At 70.7% G+C, this 19074-nt stretch carries 11 protein-coding genes; 2 read left to right on the top strand and 9 right to left on the bottom strand.

Annotation, left to right across the window (positions count from 1 at the left end):
• Window positions 1–169: 169 nt before the first annotated feature.
• The 5 genes from Pla133_RS20605 to Pla133_RS20585 all read right to left on the bottom strand — a co-directional run bounded on the left by Pla133_RS20605 (window position 170) and on the right by Pla133_RS20585 (window position 11516).
• Window positions 170–3970 carry a beta-propeller fold lactonase family protein gene (locus Pla133_RS20605; RefSeq protein ID WP_419191780.1) on the bottom strand — a complete coding sequence of 1267 codons (3801 nt, stop codon included), beginning with the start codon at window positions 3968–3970 and terminating at the stop codon, window positions 170–172.
• A 151-nt stretch (window positions 3971–4121) separates the two neighbouring features.
• A complete protein-coding gene (locus Pla133_RS20600) occupies window positions 4122–6524 on the bottom strand; it encodes a beta-propeller fold lactonase family protein (protein ID WP_145068759.1) in 2403 nt (800 codons plus the stop codon).
• A gap of 61 nt (window positions 6525–6585) precedes the next feature.
• Window positions 6586–9090 (bottom strand): beta-propeller fold lactonase family protein, encoded by a 2505-nt coding sequence (locus Pla133_RS20595; RefSeq protein WP_145068758.1) that lies wholly within the window; start codon window positions 9088–9090, stop codon window positions 6586–6588.
• Between the two features lie 112 nt (window positions 9091–9202).
• Window positions 9203–10012 carry a metallopeptidase family protein gene (locus Pla133_RS20590; RefSeq protein ID WP_145068756.1) on the bottom strand — a complete coding sequence of 270 codons (810 nt, stop codon included), beginning with the start codon at window positions 10010–10012 and terminating at the stop codon, window positions 9203–9205.
• Between the two features lies 1 nt (window position 10013).
• A complete protein-coding gene (locus Pla133_RS20585; RefSeq protein WP_419191779.1) occupies window positions 10014–11516 on the bottom strand; it encodes a sulfatase in 1503 nt (500 codons plus the stop codon).
• 670 nt (window positions 11517–12186) lie between these two features.
• Between Pla133_RS20585 and Pla133_RS20580 the strand changes: the two genes are divergently transcribed.
• On the top strand, window positions 12187–14100 hold the full coding sequence (locus Pla133_RS20580) for a hypothetical protein (protein WP_145068752.1): 1914 nt from the start codon (window positions 12187–12189) through the stop codon (window positions 14098–14100).
• Between the two features lie 36 nt (window positions 14101–14136).
• Here the strand turns inward: Pla133_RS20580 and Pla133_RS20575 are convergent, their stop codons facing one another.
• Entirely contained in the window at window positions 14137–14583 is a 447-nt protein-coding gene (locus Pla133_RS20575) for a universal stress protein (protein WP_145068750.1), read from the bottom strand.
• Window positions 14584–14725: 142 nt separating this feature from the next.
• Window positions 14726–15427, bottom strand: coding sequence for an endonuclease III (gene nth / locus Pla133_RS20570; RefSeq protein ID WP_145068748.1), 702 nt, complete (start codon window positions 15425–15427; stop codon window positions 14726–14728).
• A 34-nt stretch (window positions 15428–15461) separates the two neighbouring features.
• On the opposite strand from nth, the gene Pla133_RS20565 reads away from it, so the two are divergent.
• Window positions 15462–15845, top strand: coding sequence for a CoA-binding protein (locus Pla133_RS20565; RefSeq protein WP_145068746.1), 384 nt, complete (start codon window positions 15462–15464; stop codon window positions 15843–15845).
• 39 nt (window positions 15846–15884) lie between these two features.
• On the opposite strand, the gene acpS is transcribed toward Pla133_RS20565, so the two are convergent.
• Window positions 15885–16271: a holo-ACP synthase gene (gene acpS, locus Pla133_RS20560; protein WP_419191778.1), complete on the bottom strand. Its 387-nt coding sequence runs from the start codon at window positions 16269–16271 to the stop codon at window positions 15885–15887.
• A gap of 5 nt (window positions 16272–16276) precedes the next feature.
• Window positions 16277–18991 carry a ThuA domain-containing protein gene (locus tag Pla133_RS20555; RefSeq protein ID WP_145068744.1) on the bottom strand — a complete coding sequence of 905 codons (2715 nt, stop codon included), beginning with the start codon at window positions 18989–18991 and terminating at the stop codon, window positions 16277–16279.
• Between the last annotated feature and the right edge of the window lie 83 nt (window positions 18992–19074).

The raw sequence follows: 19074 nt of genomic DNA, 5'->3' as shown, positions 1-19074 counted from the left end.
GCGAGAAACGGTGTCCCCGTGCGATTGGAGTCGCAATCGTCGAAGGGGCAGCGCGGCGGCCAGAACGGCGTGGACGATCGATAGGGTTTCATCAACCCCTGGACGATCGGTCGAGGCCTCGGTTACAGGCCTCTCGCCAATTCGCGTCCAGTATCGGGGGGCAGCTTCCCTATTGAACGCGGTCCCGGCTGCTCACATTCCGAGTCCCCGTACTCCCCGCCGATGCATCCGTATCCTCCAACGTCAAACCAGTCCCCGGATCCAACGACAACGTCACCAGGTCCCCCGTCGTCGTCAAGCTCACGAACGCCCGTTCTCCGGTTGCATCGAGGTCGATCCACCGCGGCCCACCGCCGAGGCTGAAGTTGTCCAGGAAGAACAACGAGCCATCGGTCACGCCGTCGATCGGGTTGAGGTTGATCAGCAGCCTCGAGATGCTGCCCGAGCCCTCATTGGCCACGTACAGCACGCGACCACCGGGTCCGACAACCAGCGAGGTCGGCAGGCTCCCCACGGTGGTGGCACTGCCGATGGACGAGAGCACGCCAGTGCTCGCGTTGATCGTGTAGAGCGACACGTCTCCGGACCCGCGGTTCGCCACGTAGACGAAGCGACCGGTCGGGTCAACGGCCGCGGCGAAGGGGCCGGCGCCGGCGGCGACGACGCCCAGGCTCGTCAGGGAACCCGTTGCCGGGTCGATGGCGAACTGACTGACGTTCTGTTGCAGGCCGTTGGGGAGATACAGAAACTGGCCGGTGGGGTCGATCGCGGGGAAGCGGGAGACGTCGCCGGCATTGACAGCGCTGACGAACGAGAGCAGGCCGCTCGAGGGGTCGATCGCGTACTGGATGACCTGACTTTGGGGCGAGGCGACCCGGACGACGTAGGCGAAGCGTCCGGAGGGCTCGATCGTGATGGCCCAGCCGCCGTCGCCGGAGGTCACGGCGTCCTCGAGGTCATAGGTGCCGGACTGGGCCAACTGCCCGTCGGCGCCGATGTTGAACGAGAATATGTCCGCCATGGAGCCGGCCGAGAGATCGACGACGTAGGCGAAGTCGGCGAAGGGGTGCACCGTGATGTCCGCCGGCGAAAGCCCCGCACTGACCTGGGTCGGGTTCAGTGCGGTGAGGCCCGGGCCGGCGGGCAGGAAGACGAACTGCGAGACGTCCTGGTCGTTCGAGTTCGTCGCGTAGACGAAGGTCGTGCGACGCTCGACCGCCTGGGAGCCGGCCGCCAGACGCAGGGCCGTGGGCTGCGGGCGTACGCGAATGCGGTCGTTAGGGGAGGAGCTGGGCGAGATCGGGACGAGTTGACCGTCGGAGTTGGGCTGGATCTCCGCGCTCGAGAGCTCGCTAGCCCCCTTGAAGGCAACGAAGCCGAAGGTGCCGGCTGCGGAGAAGACGATGTCGACCGGATTCGGACCCGAGTAGGGGCTCTGCGGCACGGGCTTGAAGAGCTGTGCCGTGTCGTTGACGACGAAGCGCTCGACCGCGGCGGCGGTGCACACGTAGACCAGGCGGTCGTTGCCCGCGGTGGCCGAGACCAAACGGTTGGGCGCACCGCCCAGGGCCTCGTTGCCGAGGCTCGTGAGCGCACCGTTCGACTCGTTGACCGAGAAGGGGATCAGGGCGCTGGGCGAGGCCGTTGCGACGTAGACGCCGAGGGTGCCGCTGGCCGAGAAGATCGAGACGCAGTCGACCGCTGATCCGCCGACCCCGAAACGCTGCTCGCCGGAGAGGCCTCCGTTGCTGGGGTTGATGTCGAAGACCGAGACGTCGTTGCTGCTGGCGTTGGCCGCGAAGAGGTAGCGCCCGAGTGGCTCGATGGCGAGGCCGCGTGGCTGGGAGCCCACGGTGGTGAAGGGGCTCCCGCTGATCGAGGACAGGCTGCCGTCCGGCGCGACGTTGAAGGCCGAGATGCTGCCCAGCAGGGTATTGCTGACGTAGAGGGCGTCGCCGTCCGGGGAGAGCAGAAGATCGGTCGGGAAGCCACCGTCGGGAAGCGCCGTGGGGGCGCCCACGGCGCTCAGTCGGCCGCTCGAGATGTCGATCTTGAAGTGCGTGATCCCGGCGCTGCCGGGTGACGAGTTGCCCTCGTTCAAGACGTACAGGTCGCGCTCGGTCTTCGAGATCTCCAGGTCGACCGGGCTGATCCCGGCCAAGGCGTAGCCGTTGTGGGTCAGGCGACCGGTGAGGCTGTCGACGGTCAGGCCTGAGACCGTTCCGTCGGAGTTCGACGCGTAGATGAAGCGCGGAATGATCTGCGACGGGTCGACGACCTCCACCGTGACGGTGGTCGAAGTGGACTGGCCCAGGCAGTCCGACGCCGTGATGGTGTGGACGTTGGCAGAGGCGGCTTGGGTCGGCAGGCCGCTGATGGCGCCCGTCAGCTGGTTGATCGTGAGGCCCGCGGGAAGCGCGGGCACCGACACGTAGCTCGAGATCGACCCGTCGACCGTCGCATTGTTCGGCTGCACGGCCTCGCCAACGGTGTAGGTCACGTCGCCCAGGGAGTAGCTCAAGCTGGACGGGGGCGCCGGCGCCACAACCGTGAGGTTGATCGTGGTTTGGTCCGATCCCGCGGCGTTGATCGCGGTGATCGTATGGGTCGTACTGGGCGACGTCGCCGTTGCATTGCCCGTGATGGCGCCGGTCCCGGGGTCGAAGACCAGGCCGGCCGGAAGCGGCGGTGTGATCGTGAACTGGAGCACAACGCCGCTCACGGTCGGGATGTTCGCCGTGATCGGATTGCAGGCCGTGTACGAAGGCGCGGGCGTCCCGTAGACCAGGCCCGAGGGCGGAACCGTCGGGTCGGCGACCTCGATGGCGAGATTGATGCTCGTCTGCTGGCCGATGCAGTCATTCGCCGTGATGACGAAGACGGACTGCGGAACCACGGCCTGTGGAGTGCCGCCGATGATCCCCGTCAGTGGATCGAGCGCCAGACCCGCGGGCAGGGCAGGCGATACCGCCCAGGAGTTGACCTTGCCCGTGTAGGACGGGACCAGGGGTGCGCCTTGGACGCCGACGATGAAGGTCGCGTCGAGGGTCGTGTAGATCAGGTTGGCGGGCGGCGCCGGCGCGACGACGGTGATGTTGACGTCCGCTTGAGCAAATCCGGCGTTGTTGGTGGCGGTGACGGTGTGGGTCGTCGTCCCTTGGGTCGCGACCGGGGTGCCGGTGATCGTGCCGGTGCTGGAGTTGAGCAAGAGCCCACTCGGCAGGGACGGCGTCACGCTGAAGACCGTGGCGAATCCGTCGAGGATCGGCTCGTTGGTCGCGATGGCCGAACAGGCCTGGTAGCTCCCGTTCAGGTTGGTGTAGCTGAGGCTCACCGGCGGAACGCTCGGGTCGGCGACCCCGATTCGGATCTGGGTCGCGGCCGTCTGCCCGATGCAGTTCGATGCCGTGATCGTGTAGATCGTCTCCGGACTCAGCGCGAGGGGCGTGCCGACGATGATCCCAGTGAAGGGGTTCTGGGCCAGGCCGGCCGGCAGCGAAGGCGAGATCTGGAACGTCTCGACGTCTCCCTGCACCGACGGCACGTTCGGCACGATCGGGAACCCGAGTCCGTAGTTGGCTTCGGTCGTGCTGTAGAGCAGGTTCGTCGGCGGCACGCCGAGCTTCACCTCGATCACCACCGGCGCCGAAATCTGCCCCGCCTCGTTGGAAGCAGTCACCGTATAGAACGCCTGGGGTGATGGCTGCACCGGCGTCCCCGTGATGATTCCACTGCTCGCGTCCAGGGTCAGGCCGGGCGGCAGAGCCGGGGCCACGGTGTAGTTACTCGCCCCGCCGATCAAGATCGGTGTGTTGGGCGGGATCGTGGCGCAGACGGAGTAGGAAGCAGCGACCGTGCTGTAGCTCAGCGAGGACGGTGCGGGACCCACGGAGATGCCTGTTCCCTGACCGCAAGCGATCAGGACCAGGGGCGCCGTGACGGCGAGGACTCGGGCGAGGAATTGGCGCATGGATCGACTCTTGCGCGGCATTCTCGCCCGCAAGCGCCCGTCAGGCAATCACGGCCATGTACCAGCCTCGGATCCGCGGCACCCAGAGCCCGATCCTCTGGCCCGTTTCCCGTCCGAACCCGCCTCTCGGGCGCGGATCGTCGCCCGCGGATCAGTCGAGCTCGGTCGTGACAGCCAGCCCCAGGGGCCCGAGACCGTTCGAGCCGATCATCATCTTGATTCCGAGATCGCCGGTGACGGGGTCGATTCCGAAGACCTGAAGGATGTTCGCGGCCGTGTTCGCCACCACCAGCACCGACCCCGAGGCGTCGATCGCCAGCCCGCGCGGGTCGTCCGCGACTGCGAACGTGCCGATCGAGACCAGCCCACCGGTCTCCCGGTCGATCTCGAAGGCGCTGATGTTGTCCGAGCCCGAGTTGGCGACGTAGAGGAAGCGCCCGAGGGGGTCCATGGCGATCGCCTCGGGGGCGTCACCGACCAGGGGCGAAACCCCCACCACGACCGTGGGTGTGCCGATCACCGGATCCAGCTCGATCGCCTTGACCCGCTTGGCGGTGCGGGTCAGGACGTACACGAAGCGCCCGTCGGGATGCGCGACGACGTCCCACGGCGCTCCGCTCATTTCCACGGCTCCGATCGACTCGAGGGCGCCGTCGACCGCCGAGATGCGGTAGGTGTGCACCCGACTGGTGATCGAGGCCGTCGCGACCAGGAATCGGCCCGTGGGATCCACCGCGATGCCCCTCGGAACACTCGATGCAGGCATGGGCGTCGACCCGACCAGGGTCGGTGCCGTGCCGAAGGCGGTGACGAAGCCCGCGATCGAGTTGCCCCCGGCCTCGCTGGCGAAGGCGAAACGTCCACTGGGTTCCACCGCCACGTCGTAGGGCGTGGCCACCGAAGCCGTCGAACCCACCTGTGCGAGGTTGCCGTTGTCGACGTTGAGGTCGAAGGCAGAGAGGTTGTTCCCCGTGAAGTTGGCGCTCAGGGCCAGTCCCGTGGCGCGGTCGAGCGCCAAGCCCCGCGGGCTGCCTCCGGTTGCATTGATGCCGCCGCCCAGGTCGATCAGCGACCCCGTCGCGGCGTCGAGCTGGTAGCTGCGCACCTCGTTGGAATCCCGGTGCCCGGCGAGCAGCAATCGCGAGGTGTACTCGATCTCGTCCGGCCCCGTGAGGAAGACGGCGTCCGCGGGCACGTTGCGCTGCACCAGGTGGTGCATCGGCGTGGGGACACCGCTGATCGGATCCAACTCGAACAACCACAGCTGATTGTCGGCCCCGCAGACCACCACCGCGCGCTCCCCGCGGGGATCCACCCGCACCCGCACGGGCCCTAGGCCGGTCGCGGTCGAGGACGTGGCCGTCGCCTCGGGGGCCCCGTTGGAGGCCATGATCGCGTACTGCTCCAAGGACGTCGTCGAAGCGTCCGTCAGGTACACGAAGCGCCCGCTCGGGTCGATCGCGATCGAAGTGACACCGCTACCGACGCTCACGTCCGGGCCCACGTTGCTCCCGAACGTGCCCGTGAAGGGGTCGAAGGCCAATGTCCGCAGCTTGCCCTCCGACCGGCGCAGAATGTGGACTCGAGTCCCGTCCGGCGACACGACCATTCCGGCCGGGTTCCCGCCGACCACGGCGACCGCGCTCAGCGTCAGCGCCCCCGTCGACGGATTCACCGCGTAGGCACCGACCTGGCCGGAAGTCGCCGCGGCCGCGAAGATCCAATCCCCGTCGGGGTGCGCGGCCAGCGATGTCGGCCGCACGCCGCCGAGGGTCACCGAGGGCACCAGCGGATGGGGCAGGCCCTGGGCGTCGATCGAGAACTGGCTGATGTCGTCGGACGAGGCGTTGGCGACGTACAGGTTCTTGCCGTCGATGCTCACGAGCACCGCGCTCGGCCCGCCTCCCGCCGGCACGGCTTGGAGCTCGGTCCACTTGCCGGCGTCCTGGTCGACCGCGAAGGAGCGCACGAGCCCGCCCGCGACGTCGGCGACGTAGACGTGCTTGCCATCGGGGGCGGCGGCCAAGGCCTGGGGCACCGAATCGGTGGGGGCGTAGCCCAGATGGCGCGCGCCGTCCGCGTTGAGCCCCAGGAACCCGATCGTCCCGTCGCCGATGTTGGCGACGGCGAGCATGCGGCTCGCACCGGGGCCGTTGGCGACGACGGTCACCGACGCGAGGCTGGAGAGCTTGAGTGCCCCGCCGATCCCGTCGAACACCAGCCCCAGGGCCTGGGCGTGGAACGTCAACCCGACCAGGCCCGCGTCGTTCGGGACGTTGACCGACCAGGTGAACGAGCCGTCGCCGGGCAGGCTGAACAGGACCGGAGTGCCGGCCAGGTACAGGTCGCCGAAGCTCCCGATCGGCAGCGGCGGGTTGACGACCGCCACGTCGAAGATGAGGAACTCGGGCAGGGGCGGCAGGCTGGTCAGGCCCGACGCCACGTAGACCAGGGGCTGCCCGATCGCCCCACTCCCCGAGACGGAGAGCTGGGGAACCGTCGTCTGAGGCGCGGGCCCCGCCGCGGCGAGGCCGAGGAGCAGGGGGAGGAGCATCGGGGAGATCGTGGGAAGGGGTCCGGTCGGGCCTGGGTGGGAGCGACGACGCCGCGTCGGGCTAGTGGATTCGGTCGCGGGTCGCGATGCCGCGCGGCTGCAGCCCGGTCGCGTCCTCGTCGACCAGGGTCAGGATGGCCCCGGCCCCGGCGTTGAAGATGTAGGTCGCCAAGCGGTCGACGGCGCCCCCGCCGACGGTGGTCACGTCCAGGCTGACGAGCAGGTGCTTGCCCGAGGCTGTGAATGCTACCCCCCTGGGCAGGTCGATGACGGGCACCGCCCCCAAGGCGATCAGGCTGCCGTCGGCAATCCCGTCGCTGGCATTCAGATTCAGTGCGAATCGCGTCAAGGTCCGGTCGAACTCGTTGGCGCAGACCAGGAAGCGGCCCGAGGGGTCGATCGCCAGGGCCGAGGGCTTGGCCCCGGTGGCGAAGGGCGAGCCCGCGATCGCCGTCAGGACGCCGGTCTGGGGAGTGATGGCGTAGCCCGAGATCGTGTTGCCGGCCTGGTTGACCACGTAGATGAAGCGCCCGGTGGGGTCCGCTGCCACGGCGAACGGCGCTGCGCCGGTCGTCACCGTCGGCGGCACCAGGGGCGACATCTGCCCGCTGGCCGGATCGAGCGCGTACTGCGACAGGGTCCCGTCGAGGCTGTTGGCGATGTAGTAGAAGCGTCCGGTCGGGTCGATCGTTGCGCCCCGCGGCACGGCGCCCGTGGCCGCGGGCAGACCGGCGGTCAAGACGCCGCCCGGACCCACCAGCAGCGGAACGACCTGAGAGCCCGAGGTGTCCGCGGCGATCACCAGTTGCCCGCCGGGGCCCGCTTCGACGGTCCATTGGCTCGACTCGCCACTGGTACCGAGGTCCAGGGACTGGGTCAGGACCGCCTGCCCGTTGATCGAGATGTCGAAGACTTGCAGGTCGGCGCCACCGCTCTGCAGGTAGTTGGCGACGTAGGCGTAGTCCTGACGCGGATGCACGGCCACGTCGTTCGGCTGACCGGCCGTGGCGGCCGAAGCCGGCAGCAGCGGTGCCACGATCGACGCGGTGCCGTCGATGCTGAACTGCGAGAGCTGCTTGGACAGACGCGACGCGACGTAGACGCGATCACTGCTCCAGGATGCTCCGCCGTTCCCGCGCACAACTTCCACTGCCCGCGGCCCCGAGCGCGCGCGGATCCGGTCGGTGGGCGACTCGGCCGGCGCGATGGGGGTCAGTGAGCCGTCGCTGGCGATGGTCGCCGACGAGAGTTCGTTCAGGTTGCCGTAGACCGCGATGGCGAAGTCGGCGTCGGGGGCGAGCAGCAGCCCCTGGGGGCCGTCGCCAACCAGCTCGACCGTGGCCGCGCCCAGGGCTCCCTGGGAGGTCAGCGGAATGCGGACAACGGTGTCGAACGCCTCGCTGCAGACGTACGCGACATCAGCACTCGCGAACCTGCCGGCGGTGACCTGCACCGGGTTCGAAGTCGCGCCGAGGGACGCGAAACCGGCCAAGGCCGGCTTGCCGTCGGGGGCGATCAAGTAGCTGTTGGCGATGCCTGCCGCTTGGCTCACCACGATCGCCCGCGGCTCGGGATCGTCCTGGTACAGGGCCGCGACCGAGATCGGGCCGGCGCCGGTGTTGCCGGTCTGCTCGCCGTAGGGCAGGCCCCCGGCGTCGATATTGAAGACCGACAGCTTGTTCGTGAGGCTGCAGGTCGCCATCAGGAAGCGGTCCTGCTCGTCGATCGCCAGGCCCGCGACGCCCTGGGCGCCGATGCCGCTGCCCGACACCGTGAAGGGACTTCCAGGCAAGGCGACCAGCGAGCCGTTGCCTGCGATCGCGTAGCCGAAGATCGCATCGCTCGCGGCGTCGCTGACGTAGAGGTGGTTGTTGCCCGGATCGATCACCATATCGCGCGGGTCGGCCCCGGCGCCGAGGGCAGCGACAGGCAGGGGCGCGAGGCTGCCGTTGACCGGATCGACCGCGAAGCCCTGCACCTGCTTCGCTCCCGCGCAGAGCACGTAGAGGTACGAATCGGATGCCGCGACGAGATCGATGGGGCGGTCGCCGACGACTCGATAGCCCGCGTGGCGCAACTTCGCGGTGGAGGGCTTCACCAGGAGCAGCGAGACGGTGTCGTCGTTCTCGTTGGCGACGAAGGCGAAGCGCGGCGACGGATCGGGCGCGGCGAGCACCACGCTGACCAAGTTGGACAGGCGCAGGATGCCCGAGACCCCGTCGAACACGAAGCCCAGCCCCTGGGCGTGCACGGTCAAGCCCGTCAGCACCGGCTCGTTCGGAACGCTGAGGTTCCAGACGTGGCTGCCGTTGCCTTGGATGATCGACAGCAGTGGCGAAGCCGCGAGGTGCAGCACACCGACGTCGCCCAGGTTCACCGGGAAGGGCAAGACAGAGAAGTCGATCAGCAGGAACTCCGGCACGCCGGGTCCGGCGAGCGTACCGTCCAGTTGATAGTCGAGCCCCTCGCCGACCTTGGCGACGGAAACCAGGGACAGTTGCGGGTCGACCTGGGGTAGAGGGGCCAGGACGGCGGGCGAGAGTAGGAGGGCGAGCGTGGGGAGCATGGGCGGGACACTGGGGTGCCCTCAAATCCTATCGCTCGCCCAACAGGGCGGTGGGCGGCTCAGGTATTAGCTCCGTGAACCCCTGCCACGGGCGACTGCCGTGGACGCGCCGTCAGCCGAGGCCCAAGGCGTCGACGCCGTCCTCGTCGAACCCGAGCGCGTGCCCGAACTCGTGCAGCAGGGTGATGCGGATCTCCGCCTCCAGCTCCTCGACCGAGCGGCAGGCCCGCTCGATGTTCCGCTGGTAGAGGTAGATGGTGGGCGAGGGCACGCCGGAGAGTTCGGGGTGCCGATCCAGGTCCGAGGGGCCGACGAACAGGCCCAGGGCATCCGGCGGCGTATCCGCCGGCTGCGAGCGCCCCAACTCGAGGGACGGCACCGGATCGATGACCACGGCGATCTCGTCCAGACGATCGTGGAACGGCGGCGGCAGCTCCCGCGCGGCGCGCTGGACGACGGACTCGAAGTCGTCGCCGGACAGGCGCGGGGTCAGAGCCAGGTCGGAGTCGACGGCTGCGGCCCGTTCCATGGCCCGGTCGGCGGCCTCCGGATTGCCGAGCAGGTCCTCGGCCAGGGCCAGGCGCATCAGCGCCGCCGGGGAGGGCTCCTCGGAGGCGATGCTCTCGAAGCCCTCGCGGGCCTCGGCGACCCGCCACAGGGCGAGGTCCACGGACGCCGTCGCCCAACGCAGGTCCAGGTCGTCCTCCTCGATCCCCGGAGCCGCCACCGCGAGCAGCGCCTGGGCCCGCAACGGCTCCCCCAGGTCGAGCCAGGCCAGGCAGGCGATCAGAGCCGCCTCCGGTGGCGCGTCGCCCCGGGCCGAGAGCGGCTCCAGCGCCACGAGCGCGCCCTCTGGGTCGCCGCCGTCCACGGCCTCCCAGGCCGCATCCAGCGCCCTGCCCTCGTCGTGCGGGGTCATCATGTCAGTCGTCCCGGTCGCCGTTCTCAGGCTCGCCCTCGCCGATCGAGTAGCCGAGGGCCTCGAGTTGCTCGATCAGTTCCGCCGACATCTGCGAACTCTGCCGCTCGCCGCCGCCGGGCAAGTTCGGCCGCGCGAGTTCCATCCGCGCCAACTCACGCAGCAGCGCGTCGGCCGCGAAGCGCTGCTCCGGACGCGCGTTCTCCAGGGTCACCCCCGGGCGTCCGGGCCGCGCGAGGTCGTGGATCGTGACCTGCCCGGTGAGGTGGTCCAGCTCCGCGCGCACGTGCCCGTCGGTCAGGGCCGAGAGGCGAATCTCCCGGTGGGCGACGTCGAGGGCCAGGATCGCCGGCCGACCGGGCTCGTCCGGATCCGCCCACAGCTCGCGCAGGTTGCGTCCGTCGATGTAGCCCGGCACCTCGAGCCCCAACAGGTCGGCCACCGTGGGGTAGACGTCCTGCAACTGCGCGCGGCCCGTGACCTCGACCCCGACCGGAACCCCCGGCCCCGCCATGGCCATCGGGATTCGCACGACCTCCTCTTCGAGGGTGCGTTGGTGGCCCCAGCGGCCGTGCTCGTAGAACTCCTCGCCGTGGTCCGCCGTGTAGACCACCAGCGTCTGCGCCAGGGCCCCGAGCTCGTCGAGGTCGTCGAGCAACTGCCCGATGCCGTCGTCCGTGGCGCGGATCTCCGCGTCGTAGAGCTCGCGCAGGTGCACCACGTCGGCCGGGCTGGCGGGCAGGCGCTTCTCCTCCTGGTGCACGCCGATGAAGGGCCCCGCGTAGGTCGGGTCGGTCCAGGCCGCGCGGTAGGCCGCCGGCGGCAGGTAGTCGTAGTGGGGATCCCACCAGTGCGTGAAGCAGAAGAACGGCTGACCCGAAGCCACCGCGCCCGCGACGAATTCCAGGGCGCCGGCCAGCACGGCGGGGGTTGTGATCGCCTGGTGCGAGCCCTGGTGGACCGACTGGTAGGCGCCCAAATCGGCCTCCGCTGCGTCGGCGAAGAGGTCGCGTTCGAGCCCGAGTTGGGAGCAGTCGACGTAGTTCTCGAAGCCCTGGCCGAAGCCGAAGGTCGGGTGCAGGTTGGGCCCGGACCAGAAGCCGGCCGTGGTGAAGCCCGCGTCGCCCAGGAGCTCGGCCAGTGTCGTGAGGTCCGGATGCAGGCGACCGCGGTTCTCCACCAGCCCGTGCAGGTGGTCGGGCAGACCCGTCAGCAGGGAGGCGTGGGACGGCAGGGTCCACGACGTCGTGCTGCGCGCGTTGGCGAAGTGGACCCCGCGGGCGGCGAGGGCGTCGAAGGTGGGCGTGGTCGACTGGCCCGGGGCGTGGGGGTTCTTGCGACCGTGGAGCCCCACGTGGTCCAACCGCAGGGAGTCGACCGAGATCAAGAGCACGTTCTTCGCCTGCGCCGGAGCATCGGCCCCGCACCCCGCCGCGAGACCACAGGCGGCGACCAGACCCAGGCTCCGCGCACGCAGGACCCCGGGGATTCGGCTGGAAGCAGGCATCGCGTCGCAGCATAGCCCCCCCGCCCTCGAGCCTGGAATTGCAGTCGGGGGTGTAACCGTTCGCGGGCTCGTCCGTCCCCCTTGGGTGGGCGGGGGACCGCGGTGGTTAAAGGGGTCTCGCGCGCGCTGGTTGGTGGTCGCGACCGCGGCCAGGGGCGGTCGCGGCGACTGTCCCATGCTGATCGATCCGCTTCGGCCCTCGCCAGTTCCTGCGCCGAGCTGTCCGCGGAACCGTTCGTGGAGTCTTCCGCCGGGCCCTCGCGCCGGGCCCTCCGCCGAGTTCGCCGCCGAGTTCGCCGCCGAGTTCGCCGCGGTGCACCCCGCCATGCCCGCCGTCGTGATAGCCAGCGGGCGCGCCACGGTGCGCGCCGCCCCGCACCGTGCCCTTGTCCTGCACTGTGCCCTTGCCCTGCACTGTGCCCTTGCCCTGCACTGTGCCCTTGCCCTGCACTGTGCCCTTGCCCTGCACCCTGCCTCCGTCGCGCGCCCCACGGCCTCGCCGGGTCCTCGCCTGACAGCCGCGGGGGTCGCATGATGCGGCTCGGCGATGGCTCACGAGGACCGCATCCAGCTCGACGGTGACCGAGGCCGCTCGAGAACCGATCCAACCGACTCCCTCGCGACCGGCGGAGCGCCCGGCGTCCCGACCAGGCCCGGTCTTGGTCGGTGGGTGCTGGCCGCCCTCGCAGTCGCACTCGCCGCGCTGCTGCTCGGGCTGCGCGCGCGCTACGCCTTCGATTCGATCCCGGGCACACAGCGGACCTTCGAGGTCGCCCTGTGGGGCAAGCCCCTCGCGAGCCTCGCCGGCGATGCCCTGGTGGCCATGCTCGACCGCGTCGGGAGCCTCCTGCGAGGACTCTGGGCGGTCCTGGCCGCGGTCGCCGGCCTGGTCCTCGCGAGGGCCCTCGCGCCCCGCTTGCAGCTTCGCGGCGCATCGCGCGCGGGCCTCGCCCTGGGATTGGCGGCACTGGGGTTCTTCGCCCTGGATCCGGGCCTGCTCGAGTTCGTGGCCGGTCGCTCGTTCGTCGGCGCGCCCCACTATCTGGAGGTCGAGGACGCCCTGCGCGGCCTGGCGCTGCTCGCTCTGGTGCTGTCCGCGATCGCTCTCGAGCCGATGTCGCTGCGCCACGGACCTGGCCGCGCGGTGACTCCGGCTGCGGCCGGGTCGCCCTGGCCCTCGGTCATCGCCGCAGGCCTGGTCGCCGCGGTCGGCGCCTACCTGTGGTCGTCGGTGTTCCTCGATGGCCTGCCGCTGACCAACGACGGCTGGTCCTATCGCTACCAGGCCCAGGTCTTCGAGCTCGGTCGCGCGAGCCTGCCCGGCGGCGCTTGGACCGACTTCTTCCCGGCGAGGCAGGTCTGGGTCGGCGAGCGCGTCTTCTCGAAGTACCCACCCGGCCACGCCCTGGTCCTCGCGGCCGGGGGAGCGCTGGGCTCGCCCCTGTTGTTCGTGCGCCTGGGCTGGCTGCTCGGTCCGGCGCTCGTCTTCCTGCTCGCGCGCAGGCTGGGAGTGCGGCGGCCCGTGCTCGCCGCTTGGCTCTTTGCCCTCGCGCCCACGCCCCTGGTGCTCGGCGGGCTGTGGCTCTCCCACGGCACGTCCCTGCCCACGGGCCTGGCCTTCCTGGTGGCGGTGGTCCTCGCCCTGGACGCCGACGAACGCGCCGATCGCCGTCGGACCGTCGCTTGGAGCCTGGCCGCCGGCTTGGCCCTGGGCCTGTGTGCCCTGGCGCGGCCCGGGACCGCCGTGGCCCTCGCCCTGCCACCGCTGGTCGCGATCTGCGCGCGGCCGCGGCGCCTCGTCGCCGCCGGCTTGCCCACGGCACTGGGCGCCCTGCCCTGGCTGCTGGCGCTCCTGTTCTACAACCGCGCGACCACCGGCGAGGCCCTGCTCAACGGCTACACGCTCTACGCCCGCGAGATCTCGCCCGACGACCGCTGGGGCCTCGTCAACGCCAACCTCGCTTGGGGGAATACGAGCCTGGGCCTCTCGCGGCTGACCCTGTGGCTGCACGGCTTCGGCGCGAGTGCCGGCCTGGCCCTGATCGGGGCTTGGCTGGTGCCGCGCCGACGCTGGTTGGTGATCGGCGTGCCCCTGGCCCTGGCCGCGTTCTACGCCCTGCTCAGCTTCCACGGGCTGCCCTGGGCCGGGCCGCTGTACTGGGTCGAGGCCTTCCCGCTACTCGCCTGCGCTTCGGCCCAGGGCATCGATCGGATCGAGCGCTTCGCCGGGCCCGCGGTCGGGCGGGTGGTGCTCGTCGCGGCGGCCGCGGGGGCGCTGCTGCTCGCTACAAGCCACGGCCTGGTGGCTCGCGCGGAGGCCGACCTGCGACGGGCACCCCAGATCGCGGCCGCGGCGGCGGGGGTCGAGCGCGGCGTCGTGTTCGTCCGGCTGGCGGACGAGCCGTCGCGCAAGCGCGCCTTCCTGGCTCCGCCGGCGCAGCTCGCGCTGTCGAGCGCAATTCCAGCCCTGATCTTCGCCGCCGACCGTGGGGCCGCCAATCGGGAGCTGCTGCGGGTCCTGGGCGACCCGCCCGCGTACCTCTTCGACCCGCGCGACGGCTCGTTCACGTCGCGCGAGCGGTAGTCGGCGCCGGCTGCCGCGCGAGCGCCTCCCCGCGCGCTACTTGATGCGCGGGAAGATCAGCACCGGCACGTGGGCGTGACGCACCACGCCCTCGGTGATCGAACCCAGGACGAAGCGGCGGAAGCCCGTCCGGCCGTGGGTCGACATGGCGATCAGGTCCGCGCCGCTGGTGGTGGCGTGCTCGCAGATGGCCTCGGCCGGAGTGGCGGCCACGAGCACGTTGGTCTCGACCGTGAGCGCGGGGTCCAGGGCCAGGCGCTGCTCGTCGAGCTTGCGCTTGGCCGCCTCGACCGAAGCACTCAAGTCGGGGGCGTGGAGCGGCGGCGCGAGGGGCGCGCCGGCGGGCGGGATCGGCACGTCGTCGACCACGTGCAAGAGCTCGATGGTCGCGCCGCGCTCCGCTGCGAGCTCTGCCACCGGCGCGAAGGCGCGCAGGGACTCCTCGGACAGGTCGCTGGTCAACAGGATCTTGGCGAGCTTCATGGGGTGCGAGGTCGTGTGGGGCGAGGTGAGGCGCCGCTCTCGGGCGCGGTGGTCCGGATCTGGGCGCCGAGCATACCGGATCCGTGAATCCTCTATTCGTCTGGTGCGCCGTCGAGTGCCAGGTGCGAAGTTCGAGGCGAGGTCAGCGACGACTGCGGGGGCGGGCCGACCGGGTCTCGACGCCCTTGCCCGTGCCCGCGCGGCGTTCGGCCTGGGCGCGGGCCTTGCTGGCCGCCCAGGAGCAGATCGGGCAGTCCTCCAGCACGTGACCCCGCGCCGGGCAGTGCTCACGCCCGAAGAAGATGATCTGCAGGTGCACGGCGTTCCACGTCTCGCGTGGGAAGAGCTGCTTCAGGTCGCGCTCGGTCTGCTCCACGTTCCGCGCCGCGCTCAGTCCCCAGCGGGCGGCGAGCCGGTGGATGTGGGTGTCGACCGGGAAGGCCGGCACCCCGAAGGCCTGGGCCACGACCACGCTGGCGGTCTTGTGTCCCACGCCGGGCAGGCGCTCGAGCTCCTCGATGCTGCCCGGGACCTGCCCTCCGTGGTCCTCCAAGAGCATCTCCGAGAGTCGGTGGATGGCCCGGCTCTTCTGGGGCGAAAGGCCGCAGGGCTTGATGATCTCGCGGATCTCCTCGGGCGTCAGGCGCACCATCGCCGCGGGCGTCGCGGCGCGGGCGAAGAGGGCCGGCGTGACCTGGTTGACCCGCTCGTCCGTGCACTGGGCCGAGAGCAGCACCGCGATCAAAAGGGTGTAGGCGTCGGTGTGGTCCAGGGGGACCGGCGTTTCCGGATAGAGCTCGTCCAGGATGGCCTGGATCCGCTGCGCCTTCTCGGCCCGTTTCATGGCGCCGATGGTAGCGACGTAGGATGGCGCGCCCATGGCCAGCACAGACGAGTTCCTCTCCGGCGAGGTCTTCGCCGTCGCCGGAGCGTCCAACGACCGCTCCAAGTTCGGCAACCGCGTGCTGCGCCACTACCTGGCCCACGGCAAGCGGGCCATCCCGGTCCACCCGACCGAGACCGAGGTCGAGGGCCTGGCGGTCGCGCGGACCCTGGCCAACCTGCCCGAGCCCGTGTGGGGGCTGTCGATCATCACCCCGCCTCGGGTCACCGAACGCCTGGTCGAAGAGGCGGCCGCGGCCGGCATCGAGCGCATCTGGATGCAGCCCGGTGCCGAGAGTCCCGCCGCCATCGCCCGTGCGCGGGAGCTCGGCCTCGAGGTCATCGCGGGCGGCCCCTGCGTGCTGGTCGAGCTGCGCTGAGGTCCGAATCGGCCGCGGCGACGCGCGCCGCCGAAGCCCTCAAGCGGACTCGCCCACCGCGACCGCGGCGGCCAGCGGGTCGTCGTGGGTGATCGTGATGTGGATCCGAGCGATGCCCCGCTCGGCCGCGATCTCGGCGCAGCGCCCGTGCAGGCTGACCTGGGGCGCCTGACCCGGCTCGCGGGTGACCTCGATGTCGACCCAGCGCACGCCGCGGCGCCAACCGGTGCCCAGCACCTTCATGACCGCCTCCTTGACCGCGAAGCGACCGGCGTAGTGGGTCGCGCGGCGGGCGGCGCGGCGCTCGCAGTAGGCCTGCTCGCCGGCGGTGAAGATGCGATCGAGGAAGCGCTGGCCGCGACGGTCCATGGTCGCCTGCAGGCGATCGATCCGGGTCAGGTCCATCCCGAGGGCGACGACGGCCAAGGGGCTCAGTCCTCCAGCCGCGCGACCCAGGCCAGGGCTCCGCGCAGGTGCTGGACGAAATCGGGCTCGTCATAGGCCGCGTCGGTGTGTCCGCCGCCGGTGTAGAAGCAGCGCGCCAGGCCGAGCTCGCGGAACCACGCGATCGGGTGCGAAGCGCCGTGGCCGTCGGCCACCATGCGCTCACCCTCGTAGCTGGACTCGTCGAGCTCGAGCAGCACGCTGAACTGACTCGAGGGTTCGGCCCGGAAGTCGTACCACTCGTCGGTGCGGACCCAGCGGCCGTCCAGGTGGCGCGTGGAAGGGTGATCGTGGTCGAGCACGTCGACCGCGGCCGCTTGGATCGCCGGATGGCTCAGGAAGTGGGCCCCGATCAACTGGCGGTAGAAGGGCCAGTCGTACTCGGTGTCGGAGGCCGCGTGCACGCCCATGAAACCGCCGCCGGCGCGTATCCAGCGCTCGAACGCTGCCTCTTGGCCGAGGTTGAGCACGTCGCCGGTGGTGTTCAGGAAGACCACCGCGCGGAAGCGCGCCAGGTTGTCGTCCGCGAAGGCGCTGGCGTCCTCGGTGGCCTCGAAGGGCAGGCCCAGCTCGCCGGCGACGGCTTCCAATCGCGCGATACCGGCGGGGATCGAGCCGTGGCGGAAGCCCGCGGTGCGGCTGAAGACGAGCACGCCTCGCTCCTCGACCGGCGGCGGCGCGGGCAGCTCGCGGCCGGGCACGCGGTTCAAGGTGTACCAACTCTCCGGCGACCAGATCTTGGTGCCGTCCTTGGCTTGCAAGTCGGCGCGGATCCAGACCACGGTGCCCTCGCGTAGGCCGGGCACGGTCAGCTCCACCTCGCGGCCACTGGGCAGGAGTCTCGCAGCCGTCACCCCGAGGTCGCCCTCGTCGAGCTTCGAACCGCCGTACTCGGGCGTCGCCTCGTAGCGCCAGTGACGCACCTGGTAGCGGCCCAGATTCACCGCTTGCGCCGGATCGACGACGTCGGTGAAGCGCAGCCGAAAGCCGCCGGGCGTGGCGCTGATCGAATGGAACTCGAAGGTCTCCACGCCCGTGGGTACCAGCCGTTGCAAGCCGGTGCGGGTGCCGCGCCAGCTCCAGGTGGCCGACTCGCCCGTCATGCCGACGATCAGCGAGCGGTCGGGCGCCCACAACAGGCGATTGACGCCACCCTCGAAGCCCTGACAGAAGCGGAAGGCGGCGCCCTGGAGCTGACCCTCGACCTCCTCGAAGAAGGCGCGCCGAATGCCGCCCAGCTTCACGTCGCCGATCAGCACCTGACCCTGGAACGGACCGTGGCGCGGGGCCCAGACCATGGCGGTGGGGGACGAGGCGATCTCGCCCTGGGGCAACCACAGGGCGGGCGGGCTCGGGCGTCGATCGGAGAACAGGGACGGCGCCCCGCCCTCGGGGTGCTGCTTGGTCGCGACCCGCGTCTCGTTGTAGTAGCCGTAGAAGCCGCCCGGTCGCGCCAGGTCGATGCGGTTGGCCGGCTTCCACGCGCCCTGGTTGTCGCCCACGAGCGCCGTCCCGTCTCCCAGGGGCAGCACGCCGTTGGGCGTGCGGAAGCCGCCGGCCACGTAGGTCACCGCGCCCGAGTCCACGTCGATCTTCATCAGCGTGCCGCGGTCGGGCGGGTTGGGACCGTTCAGGGCCACGATCGAGTCACCGCCCACGTCGCCGTCGGTGCCGATCGACGTGGACAGGCTGACCCACAGCTCGCGCTCGAAGGGTTCGAGGCAGAAGGTGAAGTGGTGGTAGTTGTCGGCGATCCAGCCGTGGGCGAAGACCTCGCGCGTCTCGAAGAAGCCGTCCCCGTCGCCGTCGCGGCGGCGCGTGATCGCGTCGCGCTCGGCCACGTACAGCCAGCCCTGGATGAACTGCATGCCGAGCGGGTGGAACAGCCCGTCGGCGATCTTCTCGACGCCGATCGCCTCGGGGTCGCCGCCGTCCCAGCCGGACAGGGCCCAGACCGTGCCGTTGGGCTCGTCGGTGCGCACCCCGTTGTTCTTCGGCTCGAAGGTCGCCACCGCCAGGCGCCCGTCGGGCAGCCAGGCCAGGGCCCCGACCATCGGGTCGAAGCCCTCGGGGTGGATCGTCTCCAGGCGCCAGCGCGGGTGCACCGATTCCAGGGGCAGGCCGTCGCCGGCGCGAAGCCCGTCGAGGTCGTCGGCCATCTGCTTGGGACCGGGCGAGACCACGCGGGTCACGCCGGCCTCCGTCCACAGGACCTCGGTGGGCACGATCGCGAAGTCCTCGGCCCCCGGCGGGCGCCACTCGAGGGACAGGTACTGTCCGCCGACCGCCTCGAACATGAACACCTTGAGCGCGTGCAGACCGGCGTCGAGCTCGAGCTTGCCCTCGCGGGGCTGGGGCGCGTGGAGGCCGCCGTTCCAGATCAGGCGCTCTTCGTCGATCAGCAGCATCGAGCCGTCGTCGCTGGTGATGCGGAACTCGTAGCTCCCCTGCGCGGGGACGTCGAGCCAGGCCGTAACCACGGCCACGAAGTTGTCGGTCAGTCCGCCGAAGCTCTCCTCGGTGGTCCACTCGATGCGGTCGCGCCGTTCGTGGACGTTGGGGCTCGCGTCGGGGACCGGCTCGTGGACGCGCTCCAGGGGGCGGTCGGCCTGGTACAGGCGCATGTCGACCCCGGGCTCGAGCTCGGCGCGGTCGGGGGCGGACTGGAGGAGCGGCAGGACGGCGGCGATGAGATGGAGCATGGGGGAGACCGGGGGTTTCCCCAGAGCCTAGCGCTCGCGCCCCCGATCGGCGCGGTCGTAGGGGGGGGCGGACCAAGCCGCTG

Source organism: Engelhardtia mirabilis (genome assembly GCF_007748095.1).
Lineage (GTDB): Bacteria > Planctomycetota > UBA1135 > UBA1135.
Note: the sequence above shows the minus strand (reverse complement) of the source record. Positions and strands in the feature narration are given on the sequence as shown.